We start from the raw sequence: 14463 nt of genomic DNA, 5'->3' as shown, positions 1-14463 counted from the left end.
AGCACCTGCATGCCGAATGCAGTGGGTCTTCCACCATCTCTTTAGAAGTTACGACAGAAATCTATCAGATATAGCCAATATCAGACTTCATTCTGTCTCAGGACACACTTTCTGCTGCAAAAGTAGTGATTTCCCTTCATATCCAACCTATTCTTTTGATATTTGGGCTATGACATTTGGCATAACCCTCAAAATCGTGAAAAAATGCAGAAGGCGGCTTCCTTGCATCACGCAAGAAAACCGCCCTTTTCATTCTACATGGCAATAGAGAATACATACCCTATCGCTGCGATGAGATTTATGATCTTTTTTATTGAGTTGATATATATGTTCTTATTATAACCTGAGATTGATATTCTACTTTACTTCTTTTTCCCTGGGGTTGCATCTTTCTGAAGAGAGAATTTTACAGGGAGGGTATATTTTACGCTCACCGGTTTACCTAACTGTGTACCAGGAGTCCACTTAGGCATCCCCTTCACGACTCTCAAAGCCTCAGCATCAAGTTCCGGATCTATAGATCTGACAATCTTGGCATGCGTAATGCTACCATCCTTCTGGACGATAAAGCCTACGATCACACGACCCTGCTTTTTGGCCTTGACAGCGGAAGCAGGATATTTGATGTTATCAGCCAGATACTTCAGCATCACTCCCTGACCACCAGGAAATTGCGGCAATGTCTCTGTTACATCATAAACCACATTCTTGGTTGTATCGGCTGGGGCTGTCGCATCAGAAGCCTTTGCTTCCGCCTTCAGTTCTGCTTCCGACTTTGCCAATTCAGCAGCCTTAGCTTCTTCAGCCTTTTTGGCTTCTGCGGCAGCTTTTGCTTCTTCAGCCGTCGGATTCGCCACAGCCACATCAGCATTCAGAGCCTGCTCAGCCTTCTGCTGAACCTCGGCTACTTCCGGAAGCTGCTCGCCAATCTCACGAGCCACACTCTCGATGTTGCTCACCATAAGCAACACTCCTGCTAAAGGTGCGAAAAGGAGGTACTTCGCCTTGCCCATTTCACTAGTTCTACGTTTGTTCATCATTTTAATTCTTTTTTTAAGAGGTAATAAATTAAAATTATTAGCAATCTTGGTCGATTCATTCGGCTGTCGATATGCCAAACCTAGAAGGTGATACTGATAGGATTTGCGCGCGTTGCCATCAGATAAAACACTTTCATCGGCTAAATATTCCAAATTCATTCTTACTTCCTGCTTCATCAGCCAGGCAAACGGATTAAACCAGCAGGCGATGGAGAAAAGTTCGGAGAAGAGGGTATCCAGGGAATGGAGACCCGAAACATGGGTGCACTCATGAACCATCACTTCGTGCAACTGCTTACCCTCCAGGTAGATGGATACATAAACACCCAGCGAAAGAAGGAGAACGGACTCCCCTCGCCTCTGAGAAGATGTACCGTTATGCCTTCCACCTCCTGCTTCCGGGAAATAACCGCAAGGCGGATGATGCTGAAGAGCTGCCATACCAAACGCAATGAGAGAATTGCAACTCCTGCCCAATAGATGCCCTGCAGCATATCTATCCAGGTTATGCTGGGAGCCTGAGCCTTTACAACCACCACGGGATAAAACGTGTCGGCATATACATTCGCCATACTCGCCATCGTTGGTGTATCGCGCACCCAATATTCCAGATTGAGTGCCGGAACCATCAGGGCAACGGCATAGATGAGCCAGAGGGTAAGGCGGCGAAGAGCGAAGAAAGTATCGCGGCTCACCGTGAGGCGATAAAAGCCATAAAGCAGCATCAGGGCTACATTGATTTTTATAAGATATATTGCCATACAGTTTCGTTTTTTGTTTGAAATGAACTTAATAATTATTCTTCCGAAAGCTTGATTTATTCATCAAAGTTCTCGAGTTATTCTTCCGAACTCTCGATTTCCCGGATAATATCCTTGAGGTCCTCGGGACTGATTTTCTCATCCTTAGCAAAGAAGGAAACCATTTCCTTGAAGGAATTCTTGAAGTAATTGTTCACGAAACCCGACAGGAACTTCCGCTTGTAATCGCTCTCGGCTATGAGTGGAGAATAGACATACCCCTTGCCATCCCGCTCCGCCTTGACATATTCCTTGCGCTTCAGATTGTTCACAATAGAAGCCACTGTAGTATAAGGTGGACGAGGTTCTGGCAACAGTTCCATAATCTGTTTCACGGCACATCGGCCCAATCGCCATATTCGAAGCATAATATCTTCTTCCTGATTCGTCAGCTTTTCCATATTTTTATCTTTATTCTTTTAAATTCAACATTCTTGTTTCTAAATCACGCTGCAAATCTACGAACTTTTCGTATAAGCACAAAACAATCTTCGTTAAAAAACATAAATACAGCTATATTTTAACGTTTTACGAGCTTTTCGTAATATAATAGCACAGATATTTACGAGATTATCGTAGAATTCACCATATGGTACATCATTTTGAGGAGAATACCAAATAAACATGCAGCCATACTTGGTATGTTCGTGATTTTAAGGTGATCATCAGCCGATGATTACCGTTCCTTTTTAGATACCTCGGGGTTTGCAAGGTCATCTTTTTTATGTACTTCCTTAACTTTTTGGCAAAACACCTAGCATATTTGTACTATTTTACATTTTTAAGAATCATAATACTGCTATTATTGGGTATTTTTCGCTATCTTTGCAAACGAAGAATAAACAATTAAGAACAACTTAATAAACCCCAATATGATGAACAATAAAAGAAATCATAAATTCATAGGATTATCCTTTGCTATGGCATTGATGTCATCACTCAACTGCCAGGCTCAGCTCCTCCCTACCCCTACCCAGGAAGCCAAACCGGGCGTAAGATGGTGGTGGATGGGATCTGCCGTGGATCAAGAGAATCTGAAGTGGAACCTTGGCGAATACGCCAAGGCGGGCATCGGTGCCGTGGAAATCACACCCCTCTACGGTGTGCAGGGCAACGACAAGAACGATATTCCTTATCTCTCGCCTAAATGGATGGACATGCTCAAGTTCGTGGAGAAGGAAAACAAGCAGGTGGGCATCGAAACCGATATGGCAACAGGTACAGGTTGGCCTTTCGGTGGTCCTTGGGTACCTATCAGCGAGGCGGCATGCAAGGCGGTATTCGTAGATACCATCGTGGATGTGAAGCAGAAACTGATGGAGATAGAATTCAACGTGCCACAGAAAGAGCGTGCCTTCGCCAAGCTGAAGGTCATCAAGGCATTCCCTGTAGAGGGTGAGAAATACAAGAAACGCGTCATCGCTCTCTATGAAAGCCGCACCCGACAGAAGGTGAAACGTGCTGCTCCTGGAGGAGAGGGATACGTTATCGACCATTTCGACTCTACTGCCGTAGCTAATTATCTGCAGCACATCGACAGCGCCTTCGTGGCATCCAAGACTCCATATCCGCATACCTTCTTCAATGACAGCTACGAGGTATATGGTGCCAACTGGACTCCTACCCTCCTGACAGAATTTGAGAAATACCACGGATACAAACTGCAGGATAAGTTCCCAGAGTTCCTCGATGGCGATGCCGTAGTGGTAAGCGATTACCGTGAAACCCTGGGCGATATGCTGCTCAAGAACTTTACAGAACAGTGGACGGCATGGGCGAACAAGCGTGGTGCCATCACCCGCAACCAGGCACATGGTTCACCAGCCAACCTCATCGATTGCTATGCTGCCGTTGACATTCCGGAGATTGAAGGCTTCGGACTGACCAACTTCGGCATCAAGGGACTGCGCAAGGATCCGGGAAAGACCCGTCCAAACTTCAGCGACCTCAGCATGCTGAAATATGCTCCATCGGCTGCGCACATCACCGGAAAGAAATATACATCCAGCGAAACCTTCACCTGGCTCACCGAGCACTTCCGCACATCCCTGAGCCAGATGAAACCGGATATGGACCTGATGTTCTGCGCCGGCGTAAACCACATGTTCTTCCATGGCACCGCCTATTCGCCTAAGAACGATCCATGGCCAGGCTGGAAGTTCTATGCTTCGGTGGATATGAGTCCTACCAACAGCATCTGGCGCGATGCACCGGAACTGATGAAATACATCACCAACTGCCAGACCTATCTGCAGTGGGGACAGCCAGACAACGATTTCCTGGTTTATCTGCCAGTAAGAGATATGTGGCGCAAGGATACCAAGAACTGGCTGATGCAATTCGACATCCACAGCATGGCGAAGAAGGCACCGGAGTTTATCAAGGTGATTCTCGACATCGACAAGGCAGGATTCGACTGCGATTACATCAGCGACAAGTATCTCCGCACGTGTACCTTTAAGGATGGAATGGTAGAGACTGCTGCCGGAACCCGATACAAGGGCATCATCATTCCTGGCAACAACATCATGCCAAGCGATGTGATCCAGCATATCTCAGCCCTCAAGGCACAGGGCGCCAAGATCATCAAGGGCGACAACATCAAGGCAATGGAACAGGCGGCAAAACCGGAACTGATGAGAAAGAACCTGGGCTTGAAAATGATCCGCCGTGCCAACAGCATCGGCCATCATTACTTCATCGCCAACCTCACCAGCAAGGACATCGCTTCTAGCATTGCTTTGGCCGTGAACGAGAAGAATGGTCTCTGGTATAATCCAATGACGGGCAAATACCACGAGGCAACCATCGGCGACAAGGGTATCCAGTTGAACCTGAAGAGTGGCGAGAGCCGCATCCTCATCACATCGAACAAACCCGTGAATGAGTGGAAACTTGGTTCTAAGGTGAAGGTAGGCGGCAAGGAAGCCATCGCTGCTGCGGATAGCAAGACCATCGACCTGACAGAGAATGCCTGGAAGCTATCATTCACCGAAGATGCTCCTAAGGTGGGCGAAACCTTCAACCTCAAGGGAGTAAAGACCTGGGAAAGCCTCAGCGACAAGGCGAAGGTGATGATGGGAACGGGTGTTTACGAAACCACCATCAAGCTGTCGAAGGATGATGCCCAGAGACAGTGGGCTATCGATCTGGGAGATGTACGAGAGAGTGCCCGTGTCTATATCAACGGCGAATACGTGGGTTGTGCCTGGGCTGTACCTTACATCCTCAACTGTCAGGACAAGCTGGTAAAGGGCAAGAATACCCTTCGCATCGAGGTTACCAACCTGCCTGCCAACCGCATCGCAGAACTCGACCGTCAGGGAGTAAAGTGGCGCAAGATGAAGGAAATCAACGTGGTAGATATCAACTACAAGAAGACCACCTACGAGAACTGGACTCCTGTGCCAAGCGGACTCAACAGTACCGTAAAACTCGTGGAAATCAATTAATAATAAACAAACATTAATAACAAGACAAATGAAGAAACAGATCTTTTCATCGCTCTGCATGCTCATGAGCTTGACCTCAATGTCTGCCCAGACCGCATTGCAAAATGAAATCCTGGAAGTAGCCAATCGAACCAACAACTACTTCATGACAAAGTACAGCGACCCTACTCTCGACACATTCGTGAAGAAAGTCCGCACCAGCAACCTCTGGACCCGTGCCGTGTATTACGAGGGATTGATGGCGCTTTACGAGATTGACCCTCAGCAGCGCTATCTCGACTATACCGACAAGTGGGCGGATTATCACAAATGGACAGCCCGTGGCAGCGTGAACGATACCGATGCCGACAACCAGTGCTGCCAGCAAACCTACATGGACCGCTACGTTCAGACCGGTGGCAAAAAAGACTTGAGCAAGGTAAAGGAGAACCTCGACCATCAGATGGCCACCAACCGGGTGAACTACTGGACTTGGATTGACGCTATCCAGATGGCGATGCCAGCCTACGCCAAGTATGCCAAGATTACCGGCGAGCGCAAGTATCTGGATTATGCGATGAATTCCTATAAATGGAGCCGTGATACACTGGCTAATGGTCTCTTCAACAAAAAAGAAGGTCTCTGGTGGAGAGACAAGGACTACGTGCCACCTTACAAGGAGAAGGACGGCAGCAACTGCTACTGGAGCCGCGGCAACGGTTGGGTATATGCAGCCCTGGTCCGCGTGATGGAGACTTTGCCAAAGACAGATAAGTACTATCAGTATCTGAAGAAAGACTTCATCTCTATGAGTAAGGCTATCCTGAAATGCCAGCGCGAGGATGGCTACTGGAACCGAGGATGGTTTCATCGGCTACAACCAGGGTACCGGAAAGGATCCTGCAGCCGGTCAGCCTGTTACCTTCACCTCTGTTCCTGATTTTGAGGACTACGGCACAGGTTGCCTCCTGCTTGGTGCTGCAGAGTATTACAAGCTTTTAAAGGTAAAAAAGTAAAAAGGCTTTTAAATGTAAAAAAGAAAACAAATCATGAAGAAATATATCTGGCTGATGGCTTGCCTGGTGGCGTTTTCGCCACTAAGCGCCAACGCCGCCAAGAAACAGAAGAAAGCGAAGAAGGCACAAACCGAACTTTGGCCTGATGGAACGAAGATGGATGCCTGGTTCTGCAACGCCCAGAAGGTGAACGTGGATACCCTGGGCAAGAAATACGTTCTCACCGACTATGGCGTGAAAACAGATAGTACCCTGATTCAGACCCAGGCTATCCAGGCGGTCATCAACCGTGCTGCCCAAGATGGCGGTGGCGTCATCGTGGTACCTGCCGGAACCTATCAGAGTGGTGCCCTCTTCTTTAAGCCAAAGACCCATCTTTATGTTTCGGAAGGCGGAAAACTGAAAGGCAGTGACCGCATCGCCAACTTCCCTGTAGTGGAAACCCGCATTGAGGGCGAAACCTGCAAATACTTCTCCGCCTTCATCAATGCCGACAAATGTGATGGTTTCACCATTGCCGGTCCCGGTACCATCGATGGAAACGGTTATCACTATTGGGAGGAGTTCTGGATTCGTCGCACCTGGAACCGTGAATGCACCAACAAGGATGCACAGCGTCCCCGCCTCGTCTATATCAGCAACTCCAGCAACGTAACCTTGCAGGATGTGCATATTCAGAACAGTCCGTTCTGGACCAACCACATCTACCGTTGCCACCACGTCCGCTTCCTGGGCTGCACCATCTTCGCCCCTACCAGTGGCATGAAGGCACCAAGCAGCGATGCCATCGACATTGATGTCTGCCACGATGTTCTGGTAGATGGCTGTGAGATGAGCGTCAACGATGATGCCATCGCCATCAAGGGCGGTAAGGGAACCTGGGCAGACCAGGCACCGGAAAATGGTCCGGTGTATAACGTGCTCATCCAGAACTGCCATTATGGAACCGTGCATGGCTGTCTGACTCTTGGCAGCGAGAGCGTGAAAGACCGCAATATCGTGCTCCGCAACATCAAGGTGGATAAGGCACAGCGCGTGCTCTGGCTGAAGATGCGCCCAGATACTCCCCAGCATTACGAGTACGTAACCGTGGATAACATCCAGGGCACCACAGGCAGTTTCCTCGTCATCCGTCCATGGACCCAGTTCTTCAAGCCTGGTGACCGCAAGGACATGCCATTGAGCCAATGCAACAACATCACCATCAAGAACATCCAGATGGATTGTGACAACTTCTTCGATGTGGGCAAGAGCGAGAAATACCGTCTGGTAGATTTCACCTTCCAGGATATCACCTGCACCGACAAGAAGATGGCATTCGATGCCAATCTCATCGAGAACACCGTGGCAAAGAAAGTGAATATCACCCCTAGGGAAAAGAGCAACGGATTGAAGACCACAGGCGATGCCGACGGGTTGAAATAAAGATTTTTATTTTATCAAAAGAGTCTTATTACATAAAATAAGGCTCTTTTTTTCTTTTTATCTCTTAAAATTAGGCATTTCCAAATATTTTGCTTAATTTTGCCTGCAAAATAATTTTGAGTTAGAAAATGATTGATATAAAAGGTATAACAAAGAGCTTCGGCTCCCTGCAGGTGCTTAAGGGCATCGACCTGCATATTGACAAGGGCGAGGTGGTAAGTATCGTCGGACCTAGCGGTGCCGGCAAGACCACTCTTCTCCAGATTATCGGTACCCTCGACAAGCCAGATAGTGGCAGCATAGAGGTGGACGGCATTGATGTGCGCAGCCTCAGCACCAAGAAACTGAGCGATTTCCGCAACCAGCATCTCGGTTTCGTCTTCCAGTTCCATCAGCTTCTCCCTGAGTTCACCGCCCTGGAGAACATCATGATTCCTGCCTTCATCGCCGGAAAGGGCAGAAAGGAAGCCAAGGAGCGTGCCGAGGAGTTATTGGAATTCATGGGCTTGAGCGATAGAGCCAACCACAAGCCTGCCGAGTTGTCTGGTGGTGAGAAACAGCGTGTAGCCGTGGCAAGAGCCCTGGTCAACAATCCAGCCGTTATCCTTGCCGATGAGCCATCAGGAAGTCTCGACTCCAAGAACAAGGCAGAGCTTCACCAGCTCTTCTTCGATCTCAGAGACAAGTTCGGCCAGACTTTCGTCATCGTTACCCACGATGAGGGTCTTGCTTCCATCACCGACCGCACCATCCATCTCAAGGATGGAATGATTGAGAAGACAGTGGAGGCTGGAGCAGCTGATAGCCAGGAAGAAACTGCTGATAACAATAAAGAAGTTTCTGCAGAAGAACCAGACTCATCCATAGATTGCATCTAAACGCCCTGAAAGGGCAAAAGCTCCTAGCCCAGGGCAACACCGTGGGTAATTACGGACGCAAAACTGTCGCCCTGTAAGGGCAAAAGCATTTTATATTCTCGAAAATAACATTATATGGCAAAAAAGATAAAACTCGGCGATTACAATCGCCTTCGCATCGTAAAGAAAGTAGATTTCGGTCTGTATCTCGATGGTGGAGATGAGGGAGAAATCCTCCTTCCATCCCGCTACGTTCCTGAAGACGCTGGCATCGGCGACGAGCTGGATGTCTTCATCTATCTCGATCAGGATGAGCGCCTCATCGCTACCACCGAAACCCCATTGGCTAAGGTTGGCGACTTCGCCTATCTCGAAGTGAAATGGGTCAACGAATACGGAGCCTTCCTGGGCTGGGGCCTGATGAAGGACATCTTCTGCCCATTCCGCGAGCAGAAGAAGCGCATGGTGCTCGGCAACTCCTACATCGTGCATATTCACATCGACGAGGAGAGCTACCGCATCGTTGCCTCTGCCAAGATAGAGCGTTATCTCAATGAAAATCATCCTCACTACAAGCATGGCGAAGAGGTGGATCTCCTCATCTGGCAGAAGACCGACCTCGGCTTCAAGGTTATCATCGACAACCAGTATCCGGGTCTGCTCTATCAGGACCAGATTTTCCAGTACATCCACACGGGTGACAAGATGAAGGGCTACATCGGAAGAGTTCGTCCTGATGGAAAGATAGACGTCACCCTGCAGAAGACCGGCATCCAGCAGACAGCCGATTTCGCCGAGACCCTCTACCAGTATCTTCTGGACAATGACGGCGAGTGCAACCTTGGCGACAAGAGCGAGGCCGACGACATCTACGAGCGTTTCCACGTGAGCAAGAAGGTTTACAAGCGTGCCATTGGCGACCTCTACAAGAAGCGCCTCATCACCGTAAGCCCTATGAGCATCCGATTGGCAGAATAAAGCTTTTTTAGATGTATATAGTATAAGGTATATATATAAAAGGTGGAGTATCGAATCCGATGTTCCACCTCATTTTTTGAAACAATTCTTTCCAAGCATTGTATCATTATTATTGCATTTCTCCTGTAATCTAATTATCACTCATTCATCTACAACAGCATCCAATACGTTCCGCAAATTACCTATCTGATAGAACGGAAGATTGATCAACGTAAACTCCTTGCCATGAATGGTCTTGACCTTATCTATAGAATAAGGCTTTGACCAGATACGGATGGCAATATTTACAGCAGAACTATCCATAAACACCTGAAGTGAACGGAGATGGGCATTGGTTCCGCTCTTTACCTCTATCGGATAAAGCTTGGAGTTATGAGCAAAAATGAAATCAACCTCTGCACCATTATTAGGCTTTGCCCAAAATGAGCGATGCTGTCCCACCCTATCTTCCAAAGCCAATAATTCCTGAGCCGTAATTTGTTCTGCAATATGCCCACGCCAACTGTCCACCATATCGGTAGAGCCAATGATTTCCTTTCTGATTCCCGCCTGATAGTTCACCAATCCCGTATCAAACCAGATGAGTTTTGGCATTCGCTTGGTCTCAGGGATAATCGGCAACTGGGTAGAAGACACGGGGTAAACCAACTCCAGGAGCATAGCCTTCTCCAGCAATCTAAATGCCTCGCCCACCTCTCTTGACTTATAGCCAGAATTGGCAAAGTTACCTAACGTAATGGTCTCACCCGAAAAAGCCCAACCATAGGAGAGGATGAATCTCACTACGTCTGTCAACTTATTACCTCTGACGTATTTTTCAGAATCATCCTTATAGGCTTGCACCAGAGTTTCATAAACATCTTCGATACCAATGACATCTTGGTTTTCAGCATACTGCTGCACAGCTTCAGGCATACCTCCCACAATGGTATATTGATTGAAAAGATGCATCAATTGTTCATGGAAGGCAACCGTATATTCCGCCTTCTGCGAGAGTACGGCAAGCAGATTATTCTTACCGATAGCTCCCAGGAATTCCGAAAACGAACAAGGTCGCAAAGCCAGATATTGTACTCTTCCCACAGGAAAACTGACTTTAACATCCACCAGATTCTCCAACAGACTGCCAGCTGCAATAACATACAAATCTGGTCTCTGTTCATAGAAATACCTGAGTAGTGCTATGGTTTTAGGAGAATTCTGTATCTCGTCGATAAAAACAAGTGTAGTTCCTTCCTTCTTCACTTTACCGACACTGGCATACAGCATATTCACCAGGTCGTCTAAAGGAATCTCCATTTCAAACAACTTGGCATTCTCATTTCTTTCCAGATTGAAATATAGATAATTATCAAACTGAGAGCCAAACTCATTGACCACAGTTGTCTTGCCAACCTGTCGAGCTCCTCTCAGGATAAGAGGCTTATGCTTTTTGTCTTGCTTCCAAGCCTCCAGTTTGCTGATGATATTTCGTCTAAACATACGCATTTGTTTCAAATCAGGGGCAAAGATACTACTTTTTTGTCGTAAATCAGCGGCAACAGCGTTAAAGTTTGTTGTAAATCAGGGGCAACTAAGCATATCATTTAAAAAGGTGGCGCATCAAATGAGATGCGTCACCTTTATTTTCTTATACGGTTTACCGCCCAAACCAAGGGCAGCCATCGTATGATTCTTGATAATCAATTTACCAGCAAGAAAATCTTGCCATACTTGATGGTATTCGCTTTGCCTTGAAATTGCAATAGCAAGGCAATTGGTATCCAAAACAATATTCATAACTATCGGCGATAAGGAGTTCTTTCGTGCAATGTCTCAAAGCTCTTCAGCTTTTCTTCTGTCATTTCCCCACGCTCCCACATTGCATCTAATTCTTCCTGTCCCTTCTTGGCAAAGAAATCAGAAATACCCTGCTTCAATTCAGCTAATACCTCCGGGCTTTTTACCCATTGCATCATATCTAAAAGTTCAAGCTGTGCTTGATTAAAAACAGTTGCTGCCATATTCTTTTTTCCAGATTCCTTTTCTGCATATTATCCATTTTCACGTTTATCAAGCAAAAAGCTGATAAACTCATCAGAGATATTAGAGATTTCTCCTTTATCATAGATTGTCAACAAATCAATAATAACGGAATCTCCTTCCTGGTAAAGATTATAAGTGATGACCCTTGCACCACCACTCTTACCTTTACCCTTACTAGCTATTGCCATTCTTACCTTTCTGACACCTTTGCCAAGACTAGTACCTTGAAAAGGATTAATTACAAGAGAGTCTTTCAAATCTTTAATATCGCTTTTTAAAGAACGATATTTTTTAGAAAGACGCTTAAACTGTATTAAGAACTCACTCCCAACACGTATTTCAACTTCCATGACTAATCCTCCTCATCAAGTTTAGCCATAAAATCATCAAAACTCATCGGCTTAGTCCCATTCTTCTTATGAGCTTCCATTTCATCAAGAGCACGGTTGAGGCTTTCTGCCACATAGGCTTCCTGCTCTGCCTGGCTCATATATCTTTCCTGGTAACTGTTTCCAGACTTGGAGATAGAACTTGCTAATTTTTCAGCATAGTCTTTGAGCTTGGCGACAAATTCGTCAAGCGTATATTGACCTGTAGAAGGTACTTGAATCTGAATATTAATCGTTTCCATCTTATTCCTTTCTTTTAAATTAACGCCACAAAATTAAAGAAAAGAATTGGAAATGCCAAAGAAAAGAACGACTTTCTTCGCTTTAAGACACAAAAAACCTTTCAGCATCAGATAATACTGAAAGGCAATGATACTAATTCTGTATATTATCCATTTTCACGTTTATCAAGCAAAAAGCTGATAAACTCATCAGAGATATTAGAGATTTCTCCTTTATCATAGATTGTCAACAAATCAATGATAATGAATTCTTTCGATCTGTATGGTTGAAACTGCCAGAAAGGGCAATTTCAACCATACATAAACGGTATCACAACTGTTCAGGACCGAATGTTAACGCATGGCAGATACCAGTTGCTCCCTTAACGTTTCCACTCCAGGAAAGCTTGTCTTCTGATAGGTTATCTTTCCTTCCTTATTTACAACAAAATAGGTAGGAATGCCTGAGAACTTATGAATTTCGGCAAGAGCAGCAGCCTGTTCTTTGGTCAAGCGCACATGCACGCCACTTATTGTCTTTATCATCTCGCCCCATTTATCTACAGGCGATGAGGCATCAGCTATATAGACATACACCACGTCATGAAGTTGTTCTTTCAAAGGACGAATGGCCGACATTGCTGCCCTGCATGGCACGCACCACGTGTTCCAGAAATCAATGAGCACAGCTTTACCTTTATACTTATCTGTTATCGTGGGCAATATCTGCTGGGCAGACATCTTAGGGTCTATGTCAATAATTGATAAGTATAAAGAAGAGGTTTTAGCCGTCTTTTTAATCTCTTCCATTTTTTTGTTGGCAGCTGACAGTTGCGACTTTAAATCATCGTTATTGGCAAGAATTAATCCGCACACCATATCGTTGGCAATACTGTCATGAGCCACCGCTATCTGCTGTTCTGTAAGAGGACATTTGCGGTTGAACGAACGGCTTAGACGCTTACCAATAGCGATATCGTCCAACAAAGGGTCGGCAGACATATATTGACGGCGAAGAGCTGACGTGAAGTCGGATAGATAATGATAGTAACGCTGATTCTTTGAACGAAGCACGGATAGTTGCTCCAGCGGCTTGAAGTAAGATAGGGTGTCGATACGCATGTCGGCACGTGGCACACCTCTTTTACCAGTTATCATTGGAGCCATAGATATATTGTTCTTAAAGCCAAACAGAGCCGAGGCATAATTCATAGACAGGATATTCTGCGCCAATGTTCGGGTGGCGGAGCCAATAGCTGCATTGGAATTGATGGCAGACGATAGTCGTTCATAGCTCTGCTGCACATAATCACGATATTGCAATGGAGTCATTCCGCAGATATCATCAAAGAAAGTATCGCCATATACATCAAGCATGGTCTTTACGCTCTGCAATTCGGTATCTACAGTAGCGTGTTTGCCTTCAAACCATACAAATTTCTTTACTTCAGAATCATTTGCAAAAAGGTGTGTAGCGGCAAGGGTAAGTGTTGGTAGGTCGATGGTCACGGTTGTCGTGTCATTAGGTACGGCAAGAAATGGTATCTCTATTCTGTTTATGCGTATAGTTGCCACAGTTGGCAATATCGCATTGGCGCTGACTCGACAAGTGCCATCTACGCCTATAGAGTCATGGGCGAATGGCATGCGTTGTGGCGAAAACCAATTATCCACAATAATATCAAGTGTGGTCTTGTATTCTGGTTTATATCCAAGCAGGCGCACGGCTACAACAGTCTTGCTAAGATTAAGGTCGGTTGCTGGTAACTTGCTGTTCTTATCAGGTGCTTGTTGCAGTAAGTGTTGCGGAATGTCGGTCTGTGGACGCTTGCCATCGAGACGCACTCCATAAATATTCCAGCCGGAATTGTCGGCTATTTCACGAAAGTCAAACTCTGTTGTAGTCTCGGGCATTGGTTTAAAGCGCAATGTGGCTGCAACATATCCACATTCGGGCACTTTCACGAATACCCCTTTAGGCAACTGCTTGCTGCCAATATAGTCATATTTCACTCCATTTGCCATAATAGAAGCATGTGAATCTATGCCCACCTCTCCACTGGCCTGATATATTTTCACGTCAAGAAATGTAGCTTTCTTATCGAGTGTAACACGCTCAATCTCTAATTTGTGATTGTTTGAGCCTAAGAAGTAAGGACGCTCAACAACTCGCTTGGCTTGTGCTGTAGTGGCAACAAGCAGCATCAGAAAGACAACAATCGTCTTCAATCTTTTGATAATCTTATGTTGTTCCATATTTTACAATTAAATGTTTGCTATT

At 46.0% G+C, this 14463-nt stretch carries 13 protein-coding genes and 2 pseudogenes; 5 read left to right on the top strand and 10 right to left on the bottom strand.

The window, feature by feature from the left end:
• Positions 1-362: 362 nt before the first annotated feature.
• The 4 genes and pseudogenes from DW830_RS08035 to DW830_RS08030 form a co-directional block, all read right to left on the bottom strand.
• Positions 363-1040: an energy transducer TonB gene (locus DW830_RS08035; RefSeq protein WP_233544436.1), complete on the bottom strand. Its 678-nt coding sequence runs from the start codon at positions 1038-1040 to the stop codon at positions 363-365.
• Positions 1041-1094: 54 nt separating this feature from the next.
• Positions 1095-1319: pseudogene (locus DW830_RS17325) on the bottom strand (M56 family metallopeptidase); the annotation flags it as partial.
• Positions 1319-1801, bottom strand: a complete 483-nt coding sequence (locus DW830_RS15825) for a hypothetical protein (RefSeq protein WP_158573459.1) — start codon at positions 1799-1801, stop codon at positions 1319-1321. The pseudogene DW830_RS17325 and the gene DW830_RS15825, both read right to left, overlap by 1 nt.
• 77 nt (positions 1802-1878) lie before the next feature.
• On the bottom strand, positions 1879-2241 hold the full coding sequence (locus DW830_RS08030; protein ID WP_089544338.1) for a BlaI/MecI/CopY family transcriptional regulator: 363 nt from the start codon (positions 2239-2241) through the stop codon (positions 1879-1881).
• Positions 2242-2715: 474 nt separating this feature from the next.
• On the opposite strand from DW830_RS08030, the gene DW830_RS08025 reads away from it, so the two are divergent.
• The 5 genes and pseudogenes from DW830_RS08025 to DW830_RS08005 all read left to right on the top strand — a co-directional run bounded on the left by DW830_RS08025 (position 2716) and on the right by DW830_RS08005 (position 9547).
• Entirely contained in the window at positions 2716-5292 is a 2577-nt protein-coding gene (locus tag DW830_RS08025; protein WP_410524502.1) for a glycosyl hydrolase, read from the top strand.
• A 28-nt stretch (positions 5293-5320) separates the two neighbouring features.
• Positions 5321-6287 (top strand): annotated as a pseudogene (locus tag DW830_RS08020) (glycoside hydrolase family 88 protein).
• Positions 6288-6320: 33 nt separating this feature from the next.
• Positions 6321-7712, top strand: coding sequence for a glycoside hydrolase family 28 protein (locus DW830_RS08015; protein WP_119249506.1), 1392 nt, complete (start codon positions 6321-6323; stop codon positions 7710-7712).
• Between the two features lie 128 nt (positions 7713-7840).
• Complete coding sequence (locus DW830_RS08010) at positions 7841-8590, top strand: ABC transporter ATP-binding protein (protein WP_119249505.1); 750 nt, start codon at positions 7841-7843, stop codon at positions 8588-8590.
• Positions 8591-8704: 114 nt separating this feature from the next.
• Positions 8705-9547, top strand: coding sequence for a S1 RNA-binding domain-containing protein (locus tag DW830_RS08005; RefSeq protein WP_119249504.1), 843 nt, complete (start codon positions 8705-8707; stop codon positions 9545-9547).
• 141 nt (positions 9548-9688) lie between these two features.
• Here DW830_RS08005 and DW830_RS08000 read toward each other — a convergent pair whose 3' ends face one another.
• The 6 genes from DW830_RS08000 to DW830_RS07980 all read right to left on the bottom strand — a co-directional run bounded on the left by DW830_RS08000 (position 9689) and on the right by DW830_RS07980 (position 14261).
• A complete protein-coding gene (locus DW830_RS08000) occupies positions 9689-11029 on the bottom strand; it encodes an ATP-binding protein (RefSeq protein WP_119249510.1) in 1341 nt (446 codons plus the stop codon).
• Positions 11030-11149: 120 nt separating this feature from the next.
• On the bottom strand, positions 11150-11326 hold the full coding sequence (locus DW830_RS16475) for a hypothetical protein (protein WP_233544435.1): 177 nt from the start codon (positions 11324-11326) through the stop codon (positions 11150-11152).
• 2 nt (positions 11327-11328) lie between these two features.
• A complete protein-coding gene (locus DW830_RS07995; RefSeq protein WP_119249503.1) occupies positions 11329-11550 on the bottom strand; it encodes a dephospho-CoA kinase in 222 nt (73 codons plus the stop codon).
• Between the two features lie 30 nt (positions 11551-11580).
• Positions 11581-11922, bottom strand: coding sequence for an addiction module toxin RelE (locus tag DW830_RS07990; protein ID WP_119249502.1), 342 nt, complete (start codon positions 11920-11922; stop codon positions 11581-11583).
• Positions 11923-11924: 2 nt separating this feature from the next.
• Positions 11925-12203, bottom strand: coding sequence for a hypothetical protein (locus DW830_RS07985; RefSeq protein WP_119249501.1), 279 nt, complete (start codon positions 12201-12203; stop codon positions 11925-11927).
• Between the two features lie 333 nt (positions 12204-12536).
• On the bottom strand, positions 12537-14261 hold the full coding sequence (locus DW830_RS07980) for a TlpA family protein disulfide reductase (protein WP_158573458.1): 1725 nt from the start codon (positions 14259-14261) through the stop codon (positions 12537-12539).
• Between the last annotated feature and the right edge of the window lie 202 nt (positions 14262-14463).

The organism is Prevotella sp. AM34-19LB (assembly GCF_003468525.1).
Lineage (GTDB): Bacteria > Bacteroidota > Bacteroidia > Bacteroidales > Bacteroidaceae > Prevotella.
Note: the sequence above shows the minus strand (reverse complement) of the source record. Positions and strands in the feature narration are given on the sequence as shown.